Genomic DNA, 17719 nt, shown 5'->3' with positions numbered 1-17719 from the left:
GCGGTCGCACACCGAGCACAACGCAGACGTCCAGACGCACCCCCACCCCCCCCCCCCCCACCCCCCCCCCCCCCGCCCCCCCCCCCCCCCCGCCCCCCCCCCCCCCCCCCCCCCCCCCCCCCCACTTGCGCTTCTGAAGCGTAGCGCTCAACGTGAACGGCGCAGAATCAGCCAAACGAAAACCCCGAGCGCGACGCCGATCGCCAGCAAGAGCACATAGATCCAGCGCCGCCTTCGGATCGTGGACCCGCTTACAACGTCCGGCACTTCACCGCCTACGATTGCCAGCGCCACAACACACAGAAGGGCGAGGAGCATCGTCGCCTTCGCGATCCCGCCAAACAGTAGTTCGGCAGCGCGATGAACGCGTGAATCGCGGTAAGGGCCAGACGCCCGACGACGAAGATCTGGGTAGTTCACACGCAATTACCTTTGAAAAGCAACTCGGAGCATAACGCCCGTCCGAGTGCGCTTGCTCGATTTGCGATGATTTTTTGCGCTGTTTAGAAGAAGCCGCTTCCGGCCGCAAACCGCCGCCCCCCTTCAACCAAGCCGCGCCGCCCGACCTGTACGGTCTGACCGGCTCCCTTTGCCCGCGTACAATACGTTCTTTGAACATTCAATCAAGCACCACATGGCCTCCCCCCTCTTCGACTGGTTCGTCCCCTGCCCGCGCGGTCTCGAAGCACCGCTTGCCGCCGAGTTGGCGGAGATCGGGGAAAGGCACGTGGCCGACGCGCCCCTTTCCGGCGGCGGATCGCTGATCGTCGGCACGCAAGTGCCCGGCGGCGTGCACTTTCGGGGCGGCTGGGTCGCGGGCATGGCGGCGAATCTGCATTCGCGCATCGCGAGCCGCGTGCTTCTCAAAGTCGCGCAAGGCCCCTATCGCAACGAGCAAGACATCTACGAACTCACGCATCGCCAGCGCTGGGAGCAATGGTTCACGCCCAGCCAGACGATGCGCGTCGATCTCACCGCAATCAAATCGCCGGTGAAAAGCCTCGAATTCACGACGCTGCGCGTGAAGGACGCCGTCTGCGATCGCCTGCGCGACGTGGCCGGCGCGCGCCCGAGCATCGACACCGCCCAGCCCGACGTCCGCGTGTTCGCGTTCCTCACGCTGAACGAGTGCACGCTCTATCTCGATACCTCCGGCGAGCCGCTCTTCAAACGCGGCTGGCGCCTGGACAAGGGCGCCGCGCCGCTGCGCGAGAATCTCGCCGCGGGCATTCTGCGCCTGACCGGATGGACGCCCGGCACGCCGCTCTTCGACCCGATGTGCGGCAGCGGCACCTTCCTCGCCGAAGCCGCACAAACGGCGCTCAACATCGCGCCGGGCAACGATCGGCGCTTCGGCTTCGAAAAGCTGAAGCCGTTCCATCCCGGCATGTGGCAGAAGCTCAAGACGGCCGCGCTCGAACAACGCCGCGCCGCGCGTGCGTCGCAAGCCGAGTTGAGCATCTTCGGCAGCGACATTTCCGGCGATATGCTCGAAAAAGCGCGCGCGAACCTGACTCGCGCGGGCATCACCGACCTTTCGCTCAAGCAAGTCGATGCCCGCAATATGGTCCCGCCGACCGACGCGCCCGGCATTCTGATCGCGAATCCGCCGTACGGCGAGCGTATCGAAGTGCGCGGACGCGGCCCGCGCGGCGAAATTCGCGATACGGCGCGCTCCCGCCGCGAAGACGAGGACGCCTTCGCCCGCGCGCAACCCGATCCGGCCGACACCGAGTTCTTCGTCTCCTTCGGCAACGCGCTCAAACAGCGCTTTCCGGGATGGCGCGCCTACGTGCTCACGTCCGACCGCAAGTTGCCGGGCTTGCTGCGGCTGCGCGAATCGACGAAAACGCCGCTTTTCAACGGCGCGCTCGAATGCCGCCTGTTTCGCTTCGATCTGATCGCGGGCAGCGTGCGCAATCGTCCCGCTGGCGAATGAGTATGCGGCGCGGTCACTCGCCGCGCCACTAGGCCGAATGGCATAGGCAAATTCACGCGTCGCCGTCGTTTTGGCCTATGTCGAATGGCCGAGTGCGCGCATCGTGAAGCCGGCGCTACAATCGGCGCATGAACTCAACGACCGAACTCGCCAGCCCCATCGCCGTCGACATTTACCGTGCGCGTCGCGAGCGCGTGCTCGCCGCGTTGCGTGCACGCGGCGGCGGCGTCGCCATCGTGCCGACCGCGCCGGAAGTCCTGCGCAACCGCGACACGGACTACCCTTTCCGTCACGACAGCTACTTCTACTATCTGACGGGCTTCGACGAACCCGAAGCGACGCTCGTGCTGAACGCGAGCGCGCAGGATGGCGAGCCCGTGTCGATCCTTTTTTGTCGCGAGAAGAACGCGGAGCGCGAAACCTGGGAAGGCTTCCGCTTCGGCCCCGACGCCGCGCGCGACGCTTTCGGCTTCGACGCCGCGTTTGCCATCGATTCGATCGACCAGGAGATGCCGCGCCTGATCGCCGACAAGCCCGCGCTTCACTACGCGCTCGGCACATCGGCGGAACTGGATGCCCGGGTGCGCGCCTGGCTCGCCGCCGTGCGCGCGCAAAGCCGCACCGGCGTGCGCGCTCCCGCCCGCGCGGAGAACCTGCTGCCGGTTCTCGACGAGATGCGGCTCGTGAAAGACGCGCACGAAATCTCGATCATGCGCCGCGCGGCATCGATCTCCGCCGAAGCGCACCGTCGCGCGATGCGCGCGTGCCGCCCGGGCATGCGCGAGTACGAAATCGAAGCCGAATTGCTGTACACGTTCCGCCGCCACGGCGCGCAGTCGCCGGCGTATGGATCGATCGTCGCGGCGGGCGCGAACGCCTGCGTGCTGCACTATCCGGCTGGCAACGCGATCGCGCGCGACGGCGACCTGATTCTCATCGACGCCGCGTGCGAACTGGACGGCTACGCATCCGACATCACGCGCACGTTCCCCGCTAGCGGCCGTTTCACTCCGGCGCAGCGCGAACTGTACGAAATCGTGCTCGCCGCGCAAGCCGCGGCCATCGATGCCGCACGCGCCGGCGTCAGCTTCGACGCGCCGCATCAGGCTGCGTTGAAAGTGCTGTCGCAAGGCTTGCTCGATACCGGCATCCTCGACAAGGCGAAGTTCGGCAGCGTCGACGACGTCCTCGCGCAACGTGCCTACGCGCGCTTCTATATGCATCGCACGGGACACTGGATCGGCATGGACGTGCACGACGCGGGCGAATACCGCGAAGCCGACGGCCCGCTCGACGAGCAAGGCGCACGACCATGGCGCGCGCTCGCGCCCGGCATGGCGCTCACGATCGAGCCGGGTCTCTACGTGCGCGCCGCCGAAGACGTGCCGGAACAATATTGGAATATCGGCATTCGCATCGAGGACGACGCCATCGTCACCGAAAACGGCTGCGAGTTGCTCACGCGCGAAGTGCCCGTCGCCGCCGACGAAATCGAAGCGCTGATGCGCGAATCAAACGCAAATTGACCATGAGCGACGTTCAAGGCATCGAACCGCATTTCGATTACGACATCGCCATCGTCGGCGCGGGGCCGGTCGGGCTCGCGCTCGCCGGCTGGCTTGCCCGGCGCAGCGCGACGTCACGGCTGTCCATCGCGCTGATCGATGCGCGCACGCCCGCAGCCGCCGCCAACGATCCGCGTGCGCTCGCGCTTTCGCACGGAAGCCGCGTGATGCTGCAGCCGCTCGGCTTTCCGGGCGATGCCACGCCGATCCGCCGCATCCATGTCTCGCAGCGCGGGCATTTCGGCCGCACGTTGATCGAGCACGACGAGCACGAGTTGCCCGAACTGGGCTACGTGGTGCGCTACGGTTCGCTCGTCGGCGCGCTCGCCGATGCGGTGCGCGCAACGAAGGTCGACTGGCTCACCGACACGTCCGCGCTCGCGCCGCTGCAGGACAACGACGGCGTCACCTTGCCGCTGCAATCGGCGCAAGGCGAGCGCTCCGTCCGCGTGAGAGTGCTCGTGAACGCGGAAGGCGGTCTTTATCAGAAAGGCGAGTCATCCGATGAGCGCCGCGCGCGCGATTACGGGCAAACGGCCATCGTGGGCACGGTAAGCGTGTCCGATCCGCGCGCGAATGTCGCGTGGGAGCGCTTCACGCCGGAAGGGCCGATCGCGCTTTTGCCGTGCGGCGGCCAGCGTCACGCGGATTATTCGCTCGTCTGGTGCTGCTCGCCCGACGAAGCCGCGCGCCGCATGCAGCTCGACGACGACACTTTCCTCGCCGAACTCGGCGCTGCGTTCGGCACGCGCATGGGCCGTTTCACGCGCATCGCGTCACGCGCGGCGTTTCCGCTCGGGCTGACCGCGCTCGACGTGCTCGTCGACCGGCGCACCGTCGCGATCGGCAATGCCGCGCAGACGCTGCATCCGGTTGCCGGACAGGGCCTGAATCTCGGCCTGCGCGACGCGCTCGCGCTCACCGACGCGCTGTCCGCCGACGGTCCCCGGCCGCTCGCGCTCGCCCGTTTCGCGCAGCGCCGTGCGCTGGACCGGCGCCTGACGATCGGCGCCACCGATACGCTCGCGCGCATCTTCACGGTCGATTTCCCGCCGTTTGCGGCGATGCGCGGTCTCGCGCTGACCGCTCTCGAATTCCTTCCGCCGGTAAAAACGGCCCTCGCCCGTCAGATGATGTTCGGTCAAAGGCGCTGATCGAGCACGAAAAAAGGGCAATCGTCCAGGCGAAGTCCGGGAACTTATCCTCTATGGCCGGCCGTTCTTTCATAGAAGATTTAATGACTTGCACGCGATTGCTCTTAATTTCAGCACGCTCTTCGCGTTAAAATAGCTGTTTCCCCTTCAGCAACGTTGCATCCGCCTGACGCGGCTTCTCGCCGGCACCGACAGCGCGGATCGTTTAGCCTTCATGCCCACAATCGGTTCACACGTCCTGCGCAATAACCTGTTCGTCGCACCGATGGCAGGCGTCACCGACCGCCCGTTCCGGCAGCTCTGCAAGCGCATGGGCGCGGGCTACGCGGTGTCGGAGATGGTCGCGTCGAACGCGCAGTTGTGGAAGAGCGAGAAGACCATGCGCCGCGCCAACCATGCGGGCGAGGTCGAGCCGATTTCCGTGCAGATCGCGGGCGCCGATCCGCAGATGCTCGCCGAGGCCGCGCGCCACAACGTCGCGAACGGCGCGCAGATCATCGACATCAATATGGGCTGCCCGGCGAAGAAGGTCTGCAACGTGGCCGCGGGTTCCGCGCTGCTGCAGAACGAGCCGCTGGTCGCGCGCATCGTGGAGGCCGTCGTCCAGGCGGTCGGCGTGGGGCCGGACGCGGTGCCGGTCACGCTCAAGATTCGCACGGGCTGGAATCGCGAGAACAAGAACGCGCTGACCATCGCGCGGATCGCGCAGGAAGCCGGCATTTCGATGCTCACCGTCCACGGCCGCACGCGCGCCGATCTCTACAAGGGCGACGCGGAGTACGAAACCATCGCGGCAGTGAAGGCGTCGGTGAAGATTCCGGTGGTCGCGAACGGCGACATCACCACGCCCGAGAAAGCGCGCGACGTGCTCGCCGCCACGCACGCCGACGCCATCATGATCGGCCGCGCGGCGCAGGGCCGTCCGTGGCTCTTTCGCGAGATCGAACACTTTCTGAATACCGGCGAGCGCCTGCCGCCGCCGCGCATCGACGAGATCCAGCAGGTGATGAACGAGCACCTCGAAGATCACTACGCCTTTTATGGGGAATTCACGGGCGTTCGGACTGCGCGCAAGCATATCGGCTGGTACACTCGCGGCCTTTCCGGCGCCAACACCTTCCGGCACCGGATGAATACGCTGGACACGACCAAAGAACAATTGCTCGCTGTCAACGAATTCTTTGACGCGCAAAAGGCGTTGTCGGACCGTCTCGTCTATGTGGACGAGGCCGGTGACGCCGAGGACGCGGACGGGGAAGAATCGTGCGGCGGGCTCAACAACACGACAGACCGACTGATTGCCGCATGAGCAGACATAACATCGAACAATGCGTCCGCCAGAGCCTCGACAACTATTTTCAGGACCTGGACGGCTCCAACCCGCACGACGTGTACGACATGGTGATTTCGTGCGTGGAAAAACCGATGCTCGAAGTGGTGCTCGAGCAGGCGGGCGGAAACCAATCGCTCGCGGCCGAGTATCTCGGCATCAACCGCAACACCTTACGCAAGAAGCTTCAGCAGCACGGATTGATTTGATTCATCGGACTGAGGCGCGCGCCTTGGTCCGGCCTGGTTTCCCTTTTCGGTTTCAGTGTTCATCATGATCAAGCAAGCGCTCCTCTCCGTTTCCGACAAATCCGGCATCGTCGATTTCGCCAAATCGCTGTCGGCGCTTGGCGTCAAGCTCCTTTCGACCGGCGGCACGGCGAAACTGCTCGCCGACGCGGGCCTGCCCGTGACCGAAGTCGCCGATTACACCGGCTTTCCGGAAATGCTCGACGGGCGCGTGAAGACGCTGCATCCGAAGGTTCACGGCGGCATTCTCGCGCGCCGCGACCTGCCCGAGCACATGGCCGCGCTGGAAAAGCACGACATTCCGACCATCGATCTGCTGGTGGTGAATCTGTATCCGTTCGTGCAGACGGTCTCGAAGGAAGAGTGCTCGCTGGAAGACGCGATCGAGAACATCGACATCGGCGGTCCGACGATGCTGCGCTCGGCGGCGAAGAATCATCGCGACGTGACGGTCGTCGTCGATCCGGCCGATTACTCCGCCGTCCTCGACGAGATGCGCGCAAACGGCAACAACGTCGGCTACAAGACGAATTTCCGTCTCGCGACGAAAGTCTTCGCGCACACCGCGCAGTACGACGGCGCGATCACGAACTATCTGACGAGCCTGACCGAAGAGCTGCAGCATTCGAGCCGCAATACGTATCCGGCGACTTTCAACCTCGCGTTCGAGAAAGCGCAGGATTTGCGTTACGGCGAGAATCCCCATCAGAACGCGGCCTTTTATCGCGATCTGAGCGTGCCGGCCGGCGCGCTCGCGAACTACGAGCAGTTGCAGGGCAAGGAACTGTCATACAACAACATCGCAGATTCGGACGCCGCGTGGGAGTGCGTGAAGACGTTCGACGCGCCGGCGTGCGTCATCATCAAGCACGCGAATCCGTGCGGCGTGGCGCTCGGCGCGAATGCGGCCGAAGCGTATTCGAAAGCGTTCCAGACGGACCCGACTTCGGCGTTCGGCGGCATCATCGCGTTCAATCGTGAAGTGGACGAAGCGGCGGCGCAGGCTGTCGCGAAGCAGTTCGTCGAAGTGCTGATCGCGCCGTCGTTCAGCGAGGCGGCGCGCGCCGTGTTCGCGGCGAAGCAGAACGTGCGCCTCTTGCAGATCGCGCTCGGCGACGGCCACAACGCGTTCGATCTGAAGCGCGTCGGCGGCGGTCTGCTCGTGCAATCGCTCGATGCGAAGAACGTGCAGCCGCACGAATTGCGCGTCGTGACGAAGCGTCATCCGACGCCGAAGGAAATGGACGATCTGATGTTCGCGTGGCGCGTCGCGAAGTTCGTGAAGTCGAACGCGATCGTGTTCTGCGCGAACGGCATGACGATGGGCGTCGGCGCAGGCCAGATGAGCCGCGTGGATTCGGCGCGCATCGCGGGCATCAAGGCGCAGAACGCCGGTCTGACGCTGAACGGCTCGGCGGTGGCATCGGATGCGTTCTTCCCGTTCCGCGACGGCCTCGATGTCGTCGTGAACGCGGGCGCCACCTGCGTGATCCAGCCAGGCGGATCGATGCGCGATGACGAAGTGATCGCCGCCGCCGACGAGCACAACATCACGATGATTTTCACGGGCACGCGTCATTTCCGCCATTGATCGCGGCCGCTTCATTTAAGATTGGCCTGTTTGCGCTTCGAACGGCGCAAACAGGCCTTTTTAGTTTCAACGAGCCGCGAAACGCGAACGAATGAGAATCCTTGGCATCGACCCCGGCCTGCGCGTGACGGGCTTCGGCATCATCGAGAAGACGGGGCACACGCTCAACTACGTGACGAGCGGCGTCATCAAGACGGCCGAGGCGGATCTGCCTTCGCGTCTCAACACCATTTTCAGCGGCATCTCGACGCTCATCGCGCAGCACAATCCGGATCAGGCGGCGATCGAAAAAGTCTTCGTCAACGTGAATCCGCAGTCGACGCTGCTCCTCGGGCAGGCGCGCGGCGCGGCCATCTGCGGGCTCGTCGCGAGCGGCGTGCCGGTTGCCGAATACACGGCGCTGCAACTGAAGCAGGCGGTCGTCGGCTACGGACGCGCGACCAAGGAACAGATGCAGCAGATGGTCGTGCGTCTGCTGTCGCTTTCCGGCGTGCCCGGCACCGACGCCGCCGATGCGCTCGGCATGGCGATCTGTCACGCGCACGGCGGCACCGGCCTCGCGGCCCTGGGCGGCATCGCGCCGGGGCTGGCCAAGAAGGGCTTGCGCGTGCGGCGCGGTCGTCTCATCGGCTAATTTCCTCTACGAATACCAAACATGATCGGTCGCATCGCCGGCGTTCTGCTGGAAAAAAATCCGCCGCATTTGCTCGTCGATTGCAACGGCGTCGGCTACGAAATCGACGTGCCGATGAGCACGTTCTACAACCTGCCGAATGCCGGCGAGAAGGTCGTGCTGCTCACGCAGTTGATCGTGCGCGAGGACGCGCATCTGCTGTACGGTTTTCTCACCGCGCAGGAGCGTTCGACGTTCCGCGAGTTGCTGAAGATCAGCGGGATCGGCGCGCGCATGGCGCTCGCGGTGCTTTCGGGCATGAGCGTGCACGAACTCTCGCAAACCGTGACGACGCAGGACGCCGCGCGCCTCACGCGCGTGCCGGGCATCGGCAAGAAGACGGCGGAGCGCCTGCTGCTCGAACTGAAAGGCAAGCTCGGCGCGGATCTCGGCGCGATCGCGGGCACGGTTTCGCAGTCCGATCACGCGTCCGACATTCTCAACGCACTGCTCGCGCTCGGCTATTCGGAGAAGGAAGCGCTCGCCGCGGTCAAGAACGTGCCGGCCGGAACGGGCGTGTCCGAGGGCATCAAGCTGGCGTTGAAGGCGCTTTCGAAGGGCTGATTGCCTAGGCCATTCGGCCAGCTTCGTCGCGCAAAAGCTCGCTGTACAATCGAAAAATGATCGAAACCGACAAACTCGCCGCCGAACGCGTCATCTCGGCCTCGCCCGTCTCGCCGAACGAGGAAGCGTTCGAGCGCGCACTGCGTCCGCACAAGCTCGATGAATACATCGGGCAGGAAAAGGCGCGCGGCCAGCTCGAAATCTTCATCGAGGCGGCGAAGCGCCGTTCCGAAGCGCTCGATCACGTGCTGCTGTTCGGGCCGCCGGGTCTCGGCAAGACGACGCTCGCGCACATCATCGCGCGGGAAATGGGCGTGAATCTGCGGCAGACGTCGGGACCGGTGCTCGAGCGCGCGGGCGATCTCGCCGCGCTGCTCACGAATCTCGAAGCGAACGACGTGCTGTTCATCGACGAAATTCATCGGCTTTCGCCGGTCGTCGAGGAAATCCTGTATCCGGCGCTCGAGGATTATCAGATCGACATCATGATCGGCGAAGGGCCGGCCGCGCGCAGCGTGAAACTGGATCTGCAGCCGTTCACGCTAGTCGGCGCGACCACGCGCGCGGGCATGCTGACGAACCCGCTGCGCGACCGCTTCGGCATCGTGTCGCGGCTGGAGTTCTATAACGCGAGCGAACTGGCGCGCATCGTGTCGCGATCGGCGTCGTTGTTGAAGGCGGAGATCGTGCCGGAAGGCGCGCTGGAAATCGCAAAGCGCTCGCGCGGCACGCCGCGTATCGCGAACCGGCTGCTGCGCCGCGTGCGCGATTACGCCGAAGTAAAGGCGAACGGCATGATCACCGCCGACGTCGCCGACAAAGCGCTGAAAATGCTCGACGTCGATCCCGTCGGCTTCGATCTGATGGACCGCAAGCTGCTCGAAGCCATCCTGCACAAGTTCGATGGCGGGCCGGTCGGCGTGGATAACCTCGCTGCGGCTATCGGCGAGGAGCGCGACACGATCGAGGACGTGCTGGAGCCGTATCTGATTCAGCAGGGCTTTTTGCAGCGCACGCCACGCGGACGGGTCGCGACGATGCTCACGTATCGGCACTTCGGTCTTGCTGCGCCGGATGCGGGGCCGATTCGGGATCTTTGGGATACGAACAACGGCTAGGCCCGCTTGCGCAGATTGTCGTCGTCCGTGTCCGTCGACAGATGCGCGATATCGCCCCACGACGCGACCTTCGCGCCGCCATCGGCATAGTCCACCACGTTCACGCTGCAATTGAGCAGCGGCCAGTTGCGCGGCTCCTGCAACGGCAGGTTCATCGCGAACCTGTACACACAATCGAGCACGCCGCCATGCGCGACGACCGCGATGCGCCCGCCCGCGTGCGCCGCGACGATCGGTTCCATCGCATGCACGATGCGGTGATAAAACACGCGCTGCGATTCACCGTCGCCGGGTGGCGAGAAGCCGGGGTCGCGCGTCTGCCATTCGATATATTCGGCGGGAAACTTGTCGTTGATCTCGTCGCTGTCGTGGCCTTGGAACGCGCCATAGAAACGCTCGCGCAAGTTCTCCGATAACCGCACGTCGAGCCCGAGCGCATCCGCGAACGGACGCGCCGTCTGCTGCGCGCGTTGCAGATCGCTCGAATAGACCGCGTCGATGCGCCCGTCGTGCGCCAGACGCCGGCCGAGCTGTTCCGCCTGCAGAAAGCCATGTTCGGACAACGGGATGTCAATATGCCCTTGAATGCGCTTGATGCGGTTCCAGTCGGTTTCGCCGTGTCGAATAAAGAGAACCTGAGTCGTCATGGTCGTACCTGAAGCCAGAAAGTGACTGGCCCGTCGTTCACGAGCGACACCTGCATTTCCGCGCCGAACTCGCCCGTTTCGACGACGGGATGCTTCGCGCGCGCTTGCGTCACGAAATAATCGAAGAGCCGCTTGCCTTCGTCGGGCGGCGCGGCGGGCGTGAAGCTCGGGCGCAAGCCGCTGTTCGTGTCGGCGGCAAGCGTGAACTGCGAGACGAGCAGCAAGCCGCCGGCAACGCCTTGCACCGAGAGATTCATCTTGCCCGCTGCATCGCTGAACACGCGGTAGCCGAGCATCTTCGCGAGCAGCTTGTCGGCGGCGGCTTCGTTGTCGCCGCGCTCGGCGCAGACCAGCGCGAGCAGGCCCGCGTCGATCGCGCCGGTCACGCGCTCGCCCACGCGCACATCGGCGCGCTTCACACGCTGAATGAGCGCGATCATCGGCTTACGCCGTCAGCGTGACGCGCGCGAAGCGGCGCTTGCCCACCTGCACGACGAACTCGCCCGCTTCGACCTTCAGCCCCTTGTCGGAGACCGTCGCGCCGTCGATCTTCACGCCGCCCTGCTCGATGTTGCGCAGCGCTTCGCTCGTCGACGGCACGAGTCCCGCCTGCTTGAGCAGCTGGCCGATCGCGACCGGCGCGCCTGCGAGCGTGACCGTCGGAATGTCGTCGGGCACGCCGCCCTTTGCGCGATGATTGAAGTCTTCGAGCGCACGCTCGGCATCCGCCGGCGAGTGAAAGCGCGCGACGATTTCCTGCGCCAGCATCACCTTGAAGTCGCGCGGATTGCGGCCGCCTGAGGCTTCGCGCTTGTAGCCTTCGATTTCGCTCATCGGGCGGAACGACAGCAGTTCGAAGTAACGCCACATGAGCACGTCCGAAATGCTCATCAGCTTGCCGAACATCTCGGTCGGCTTCTCGCTGATGCCGACGTAGTTGTTCTTCGACTTCGACATCTTTTCGACGCCGTCGAGACCTTCGAGCAGCGGCATCGTCAGAATGCACTGCTGTTCCTGGCCGTACTGCTTCTGCAACTCGCGGCCGACGAGCAGATTGAACTTCTGGTCCGTGCCGCCGAGTTCGAGATCCGCGTTGAGCGCGACGGAATCGTAGCCCTGCATCAGCGGATAGAGGAATTCGTGGATCGAAATGGGCACGCCGCCCTGGAAGCGCTTCGTGAAGTCCTCGCGCTCAAGAATGCGCGCGACCGTGTAGCGCGATGCGAGCTTGATCATGCCGTCGGCGCCGAGCGGCATCGACCATTCGCTGTTGTAGCGGATTTCGGTCTTTTCGCGATCCAGCACGAGCGCCGCCTGCTCGAAGTACGTCTTCGCGTTCATCTCGATCTGCTCGCGCGTGAGCGGCGGGCGCGTCGCGTTGCGGCCAGACGGATCGCCGATCAGCGACGTGAAATCGCCGATCAGAAAAATGACCTGGTGGCCGAGATCCTGCAACTGGCGCATCTTGTTCAGCACGACCGTATGGCCGATGTGAATGTCGGGCGCGGTCGGATCGAGGCCGAGCTTGATACGCAGCGGCTTGCCCGTCGCGGCGCTTCGCGCGAGCTTCTGCGCGAATTCGTCTTCGATCAGCAGTTCGTCGCAGCCGCGCTTGGCGATGGCGAGCGCGCTTTTGACATCTTCGGTGATCGGGAAGCTGGGCGCGTTGGAATCAGTGGTCATGCTTGCGGCTTGTGAAGTCAAAAGGGTTCGATGACCGGCGATGCGGTGGCGTGGCCTGCGCAGATGCCGCGTCGAGAAGTGGGGCGCGGAAAATGACGAAATCGCGCGCAATTGCTTGTTCAGGCTCACGATTTTACGCGATGACGCGGGCATTCGCGCCCTTTCGTGTCTGATCGCGCGGTTTTGCGCGGCATTCGGCGCTCAGGAGTGTGGAATCGCGTCTTAACGATTCGCCCCGTAACGCGGATAATCGCCGCTGATTGGCAACATCGGCATCGACGAGGAGATCAGCGTGGGAAAGAAAACCGAAGCAATCGAAACCGGCAAGGCGGACGGCGTGTACTTCGGTTTGATGTCCGGAACCAGCATGGACGGCGTCGATGGTGTCGCGGTCCAGTTCGCGACGGGCAAGCCGCCCGTCGTGCTCGGCGAGGCGCATGTCTCCTTTTCCAAAGGCTTGCGCGATGCGCTGTTCGAATTGCAGTCGCCCGGCGACAACGAACTCGAACGCGAAGCGCTCGCCGCGAATGCGCTCGCGACACGCTATGCCGTCTGCTGCCACGAACTGCAGAGCATGAGCGGATGCTCGGCGACGAAGGTGCGCGCGATCGGCGTGCACGGCCAGACGGTGCGGCATCGGCCTGACAAAGGCTACACACGGCAGATCAACAATCCGGCGTTGCTCGCGGAGATGACCAGCATCGACGTGGTCGCCGATTTCCGCAGCCGCGATGTCGCCGCGGGCGGCCAGGGCGCGCCGCTCGTGCCGGCGTTCCACACGACCGTGTTCGGCGAAAAGAACGAGACGCGCGTCGTGTGCAACCTCGGCGGCATCAGCAACATCACGATTCTCGCGGCGAACGGAGACGTGCGCGGCTTCGATTGCGGCCCGGCCAACGCGCTGATCGACGAATGGGCTTTGCGCCACACACAGCGCGCCTATGACGACGGCGGGCAGTTCGCAGCCAAAGGCCGAATCGATCAATCGCTTCTCGACGCGCTGCTCGACGAACCGTTTTTCGACCTCGCGCCGCCGAAGAGCACAGGGCGCGATCTGTTCAATCCGGCGTGGATGGACGCGAAGCTCGCAGCCTTCGCGAACCTCGCTCCCGCCGATGTCCAGGCGACGCTCACGGCCCTCACCGCGACGACCGTCGCGCGCGAGATCGCGCGACACGCGCCGGACACGCGCGCCGTGTACGTGTGCGGCGGCGGCGCACGCAATCCTGTGTTGATGAAGATGCTCCAGCAGGCGCTCGAAGACAGCAAAATCGCAGGCGTTCCCGTGATGACGACCGAGGCGCTCGGCGTGCCGCCGCAACAAGTGGAAGCGCTTGCTTTCGCGTGGCTCGCGATGCGCTGTGTCGCGCGCGAGCCGGGCAATCTGCCCGCGGTGACCGGCGCGGCGGGCGAGCGCGTGCTCGGCGCGATTTATCCGCGTTAACAAAAAACGGAGCCGCTGAGGCTCCGTTTTCTTCAGCGTCAGAAATGCACGCTTAGACCGAGAACGACGAACCGCAACCGCAAGTCGTCGTGGCGTTCGGATTCTTGATGACGAACTGGGCGCCGTTGATGTCGTCCTTATAGTCGATCTCCGCACCGACGAGATACTGATAGCTCATCGAATCGACGAGCAACTGCACGCCAGCCTTGTCCATGACGGTGTCGTCTTCGTTCACTTCTTCGTCGAACGTGAAACCGTACTGGAAACCCGAGCAGCCGCCGCCTTGCACGAACACGCGCAGCTTCAGATCCGGATTGCCTTCTTCATCGATCAATGACTTGACCTTTTCCGCGGCCGCGTCGGTGAAGACGAACGGCATCGGCATTTCGGTCGTGGGGGTGTCGCTGACAGCGCTCATTCGAATTCTCCAATTAAGCTTCTAGCCGCTATTGTAGGGCTGATCTCAATATCGTGCCGAATGTCCATGGAATCAATGGGCTATATGAAAATTCGACATGGTCCAGCCCAAACGCGCCAAAACGAAAAAAGCCGCCTGCACAGGGCGTGCGGGCGGCTTTTGCAGCTTCGCCGGAACCCGTCCGGCAAGAAGCGCTTAACGCTTCGAGAACTGCTTGCGGCGGCGTGCCTTGTGGAAACCGACCTTCTTACGTTCCACTTCACGCGCGTCACGCGTGACGAAGCCTGCGTTCGACAGTTGCGACTTGAGCGTAGCGTCGTAGTCCATCAGCGCGCGGGTGATGCCGTGGCGAACCGCACCGGCTTGACCCGTCTCGCCGCCACCGTTGACGTTGACCTTGATGTCGAACGTGGTGGCGTGGTTCGTGAGTTCGAGCGGCTGGCGCACGATCATCAGCGACGTTTCACGCGAGAAGTAGTCGGCGATGGGCTTGCCATTGACGATGATTTCGCCCTTGCCCGACTTGATGAAGACACGAGCGACGGCGCTCTTGCGGCGGCCCGTACCGTAGTTCCAGTTACCGATCATGTGGGCTCCCCTTAGATCTCGAGCGCTTTAGGCTGTTGAGCCGTATGCGGATGCGTTGCTTCGGCGTAGACCTTCAGCTTCTTGATCATCGCGTAGCCGAGCGGACCCTTCGGAAGCATGCCCTTGACAGCCTTCTCGAGCGCGCGGCCCGGGAAACGCTCTTGCATCTTGCCGAACGTCGTTTCGTAGATGCCGCCCGGGTAGCCCGAGTGACGATAGTACTTCTTGTCCGTGGTCTTGTTGCCGGTGACCTTCAACTTGCCGGCATTGACGACGATGATGAAATCACCGGTGTCGACGTGCGGAGTGAATTCAGGCTTGTGCTTGCCGCGAAGACGGCGTGCCACTTCGCTGGCGACACGGCCGAGAACCTTATCCGTCGCGTCAATCACGTACCATTCGCGCGTCACCTCTTCGGCTTTTGCGGAAAACGTCTTCATGATCGATCCAAAAAATTGATCTGCCCTTGAACTGTGTCTTGTTCGGCCCTGCTTATATGAGTGCGCTCAGGTCGAAACCGGGCGCGTGCAGGCTCTCACAAGCCTCTCTCCGCGGGCGTGTGGCGAAGAGAACTTTGAATTATAAAGGGAATTTGGTCGCCGCGTCAAAAGAATGCTTCGACAGGCGCGAGGACGAAAAAAAGCCCGAGCAGCTTGGCTCGGGCTTAATCCACCAAAGGAGGAGGTGGAGGAGACAGGAACGAGTATAGGCACGGTCATGCTGCAAAGCAAGAAGATTTGCATTGTGGAAGACGATTTCATAATATGGAATCTGAGCACAGTGGACAGGTCCCCCGAAGCCCTTTATTTTCAGATGTTTACGGGCCGCGACTGCTTGGACGCCGTCGCGATGAGCCTTTAGAGCCCGTCCTCGACTGGCGCGCTCACGGCCAGCATCAGAATCGCCGCGCCGATTTACGCTTCGTCAACCGGTAGATGCTCGTAAGCAGCGACCGGTGGAAAAATTCCGAACCGCTACAATGTAGCCTCTGTAACGACGCGCTGAACAGCTGGAGCCTGAGCATGGAATGCAAAGTTAGCTGGATGGGACAAGACGGCATGGCCTTCGCCGCCGAAACGGGAAGCGGCCATCTCGTAAACATGGACGGCGCACCGGAAGGCGGCGGCCGCAATCTCGCGCCGCGCCCGATGGAAATGGTGCTGCTCGGCACCGGCGGATGCACCGCCTACGACGTCGTGATGATCCTGAAAAAGAGCCGTCAGGAAATCCAGGGCTGCTCGGTCACGCTGAAGGCCGACCGCGCGAGCGAAGACCCGAAAGTCTTCACGAAGATCCACTTTCACTTCACCGTGACGGGCAAGAACCTGAACCCGGCGACCGTCGAGCGCGCGATCAACCTGTCGCACGACAAATATTGCTCCGCGTCGATCATGCTGGCGAAATCGGCGGAGCTGACGCATTCGTTCGAGATCGTCGAAGCGTAAGTTTCATCGGAAGCAAAAACGAAAAGAGCCGACGTCGCGAGACGCCGGCTCTTCTCTTTTGAATGACGACAAAGCGGGCCGATAAGCCGGATTCTGTGCACGCGCCGCCCGAAAGCGACGCGCGTGGCAATCATTCCTCTAGACGCGTCATTACTGACGCGCTCAAGCTTCCTACCCGCAGACGAACGGGGGCCCCGTCCTGCATCGCGAAGATGCGCGCCTGCCTATTTGGAATTGCTCCGGGTGGAGGTTACCGTGCCGGAACGTCTCGCGACGTCCGCGGTGCGCTCTTACCGCACCGTTTCACCCTTACCTGATCTCCGGACTTGCGCCCGGAGCCATCGGCGGTTTGCTTTCTGTTGCCCTGTTCCGCGTGTCGCCACGGATGGCCGTTAGCCATCACCCTGCCCTGTGGAGTCCGGACTTTCCTCGCCCTCTTCGGCTTTCACCTCGGAGGCCGCGATTGCCTGGCCCGCTTTGCAACTCGTCATTTTAGCATCCGCGCGATCGGCGGCCCGGTCGAAAGACGGAAACGTCGTCGTAGAAATCGGGCGATGCATTCGCGTCCCACCAGCCCGGCACGCCCAGCACCGGCAGCGGCGCGAACGCGCGGCTGTCGATCGGCGCGGCGTTCAGCCGTTCGGACACGCATCCGTCGATGAACGCGCGGCGCGCGGCATCGTCGAGCGAAAAATAGTCGGCGGGAACATCGACGATCCACGCGTGCCCCGTACACGCCTTGTACGGCGCGACGAGCTTTTCCAGCAACGCGTGCCCGAAAATGCGCGCCTCGCAGCGCGTGCCCCACGCCGCGCGCTCGCCGACGAAGAGCGTGCGCCAGCCGAAACCGCGCAGCGCGCGTCCAAGCGATGCATCGGCGCAGGCGAAGAACGCCGCGTTTTCATCGAAGAGCGTGAGCGCGTCGCGCACGCCGCCGCGCGTCGGTCCGATGCCGAGCGTATCGATCTGCTCGGCCTGCCGCGCGTTGAGCGCCGCCTTGATGCGCGGATACGCGAACCACATCGAGGCGTTGAAGAAATCGTGGAGATTGTGGCGCGTCGGCACGCAGCCGGTCTGCGCGATGTGACCTTCGTACGACGCACCCGAAGGCAGCGCTTCCTGCGCGATGAATGCAAGCGGCTTGCCGCGGCCCGTGACCTGCGCGGCGGCCGTGGCGTCGTCGTTCAATGTCGCGAGATAGTTGTCGTAACCCGCGAGCGCCGCCGTCTGCCAGCGCCTGCCGCGCGCTTCGATGGACGCGAGCCAAGGCCGCGCCCAGTCGATATCGGCGAAACCCGCGCTCACGTCGGCG

General features: G+C 63.8%; 18 protein-coding genes and 1 other RNA gene. 11 read left to right on the top strand and 8 right to left on the bottom strand.

The annotated features are described in order from the left end of the window. Positions 1–634 precede the first annotated feature (634 nt). The 9 genes from NCS02_RS02220 to ruvB all read left to right on the top strand — a co-directional run bounded on the left by NCS02_RS02220 (position 635) and on the right by ruvB (position 10182). Complete coding sequence (locus NCS02_RS02220; RefSeq protein WP_033536536.1) at positions 635–1939, top strand: THUMP domain-containing class I SAM-dependent RNA methyltransferase; 1305 nt, start codon at positions 635–637, stop codon at positions 1937–1939. 128 nt (positions 1940–2067) lie between these two features. Continuing rightward, complete coding sequence (locus NCS02_RS02215) at positions 2068–3465, top strand: aminopeptidase P N-terminal domain-containing protein (RefSeq protein WP_250519301.1); 1398 nt, start codon at positions 2068–2070, stop codon at positions 3463–3465. A 2-nt stretch (positions 3466–3467) separates the two neighbouring features. After that, on the top strand, positions 3468–4658 hold the full coding sequence (locus NCS02_RS02210; RefSeq protein WP_250481458.1) for a UbiH/UbiF/VisC/COQ6 family ubiquinone biosynthesis hydroxylase: 1191 nt from the start codon (positions 3468–3470) through the stop codon (positions 4656–4658). Between the two features lie 214 nt (positions 4659–4872). Continuing rightward, a complete protein-coding gene (dusB, locus tag NCS02_RS02205) occupies positions 4873–5967 on the top strand; it encodes a tRNA dihydrouridine synthase DusB (protein ID WP_034470615.1) in 1095 nt (364 codons plus the stop codon). Continuing rightward, on the top strand, positions 5964–6197 hold the full coding sequence (locus NCS02_RS02200) for a Fis family transcriptional regulator (RefSeq protein ID WP_008351548.1): 234 nt from the start codon (positions 5964–5966) through the stop codon (positions 6195–6197). The genes dusB and NCS02_RS02200 overlap by 4 nt, the downstream gene beginning before the upstream one ends. 64 nt (positions 6198–6261) lie before the next feature. Beyond that, on the top strand, positions 6262–7827 hold the full coding sequence (gene purH, locus NCS02_RS02195; protein WP_175979794.1) for a bifunctional phosphoribosylaminoimidazolecarboxamide formyltransferase/IMP cyclohydrolase: 1566 nt from the start codon (positions 6262–6264) through the stop codon (positions 7825–7827). Positions 7828–7918: 91 nt separating this feature from the next. Beyond that, a complete protein-coding gene (gene ruvC, locus NCS02_RS02190; RefSeq protein ID WP_008351552.1) occupies positions 7919–8461 on the top strand; it encodes a crossover junction endodeoxyribonuclease RuvC in 543 nt (180 codons plus the stop codon). A 21-nt stretch (positions 8462–8482) separates the two neighbouring features. Then, positions 8483–9064, top strand: a complete 582-nt coding sequence (gene ruvA / locus NCS02_RS02185; protein WP_008351554.1) for a Holliday junction branch migration protein RuvA — start codon at positions 8483–8485, stop codon at positions 9062–9064. A gap of 56 nt (positions 9065–9120) precedes the next feature. Further along, the gene (ruvB, locus tag NCS02_RS02180; RefSeq protein WP_008351556.1) at positions 9121–10182 is read left to right on the top strand and encodes a Holliday junction branch migration DNA helicase RuvB; all 1062 of its coding nucleotides are present in this window, start codon (positions 9121–9123) and stop codon (positions 10180–10182) included. Here ruvB and NCS02_RS02175 read toward each other — a convergent pair. From NCS02_RS02175 to tyrS, 3 genes are read right to left on the bottom strand one after another with little or no spacing between them, the layout of a single operon-like run. Beyond that, positions 10179–10829, bottom strand: coding sequence for a histidine phosphatase family protein (locus NCS02_RS02175; RefSeq protein ID WP_034470613.1), 651 nt, complete (start codon positions 10827–10829; stop codon positions 10179–10181). The genes ruvB and NCS02_RS02175 overlap by 4 nt on opposite strands. Beyond that, positions 10826–11269: a D-aminoacyl-tRNA deacylase gene (gene dtd / locus NCS02_RS02170; protein WP_175979793.1), complete on the bottom strand. Its 444-nt coding sequence runs from the start codon at positions 11267–11269 to the stop codon at positions 10826–10828. Before dtd ends, NCS02_RS02175 begins: the two co-directional genes overlap by 4 nt. A gap of 4 nt (positions 11270–11273) precedes the next feature. Next, positions 11274–12512: a tyrosine--tRNA ligase gene (tyrS, locus tag NCS02_RS02165; protein ID WP_034470608.1), complete on the bottom strand. Its 1239-nt coding sequence runs from the start codon at positions 12510–12512 to the stop codon at positions 11274–11276. Positions 12513–12825: 313 nt separating this feature from the next. Between tyrS and NCS02_RS02160 the strand changes: the two genes are divergently transcribed. Continuing rightward, positions 12826–13956, top strand: coding sequence for an anhydro-N-acetylmuramic acid kinase (locus NCS02_RS02160; protein ID WP_033536581.1), 1131 nt, complete (start codon positions 12826–12828; stop codon positions 13954–13956). Positions 13957–14008: 52 nt separating this feature from the next. On the opposite strand, the gene erpA is transcribed toward NCS02_RS02160, so the two are convergent. From erpA to rplM, 3 genes are all read right to left on the bottom strand, one after another. Then, positions 14009–14374, bottom strand: coding sequence for an iron-sulfur cluster insertion protein ErpA (gene erpA, locus NCS02_RS02155; protein WP_008351567.1), 366 nt, complete (start codon positions 14372–14374; stop codon positions 14009–14011). Positions 14375–14569: 195 nt separating this feature from the next. Then, a complete protein-coding gene (gene rpsI / locus NCS02_RS02150; protein ID WP_008351569.1) occupies positions 14570–14962 on the bottom strand; it encodes a 30S ribosomal protein S9 in 393 nt (130 codons plus the stop codon). Positions 14963–14973: 11 nt separating this feature from the next. Then, positions 14974–15402 carry a 50S ribosomal protein L13 gene (gene rplM, locus NCS02_RS02145; protein WP_008351572.1) on the bottom strand — a complete coding sequence of 143 codons (429 nt, stop codon included), beginning with the start codon at positions 15400–15402 and terminating at the stop codon, positions 14974–14976. 582 nt (positions 15403–15984) lie between these two features. Here rplM and NCS02_RS02140 point away from each other — a divergent pair. Continuing rightward, the gene (locus NCS02_RS02140) at positions 15985–16407 is read left to right on the top strand and encodes an OsmC family protein (protein ID WP_014190403.1); all 423 of its coding nucleotides are present in this window, start codon (positions 15985–15987) and stop codon (positions 16405–16407) included. Positions 16408–16473: 66 nt separating this feature from the next. Here the strand turns inward: NCS02_RS02140 and rnpB are convergent. Beyond that, positions 16474–16886: RNase P RNA component class A (gene rnpB / locus NCS02_RS02135), an RNA gene on the bottom strand. A 13-nt stretch (positions 16887–16899) separates the two neighbouring features. After that, on the bottom strand, positions 16900–17712 hold the full coding sequence (locus tag NCS02_RS02130; RefSeq protein WP_250481457.1) for a DUF3025 domain-containing protein: 813 nt from the start codon (positions 17710–17712) through the stop codon (positions 16900–16902). Between the last annotated feature and the right edge of the window lie 7 nt (positions 17713–17719).

It is taken from the genome of Caballeronia sp. NCF2 (assembly GCF_023631205.1).
GTDB classification, from domain to species: Bacteria; Pseudomonadota; Gammaproteobacteria; order Burkholderiales; family Burkholderiaceae; genus Caballeronia; species Caballeronia zhejiangensis.
Note: the sequence above shows the minus strand (reverse complement) of the source record. Positions and strands in the feature narration are given on the sequence as shown.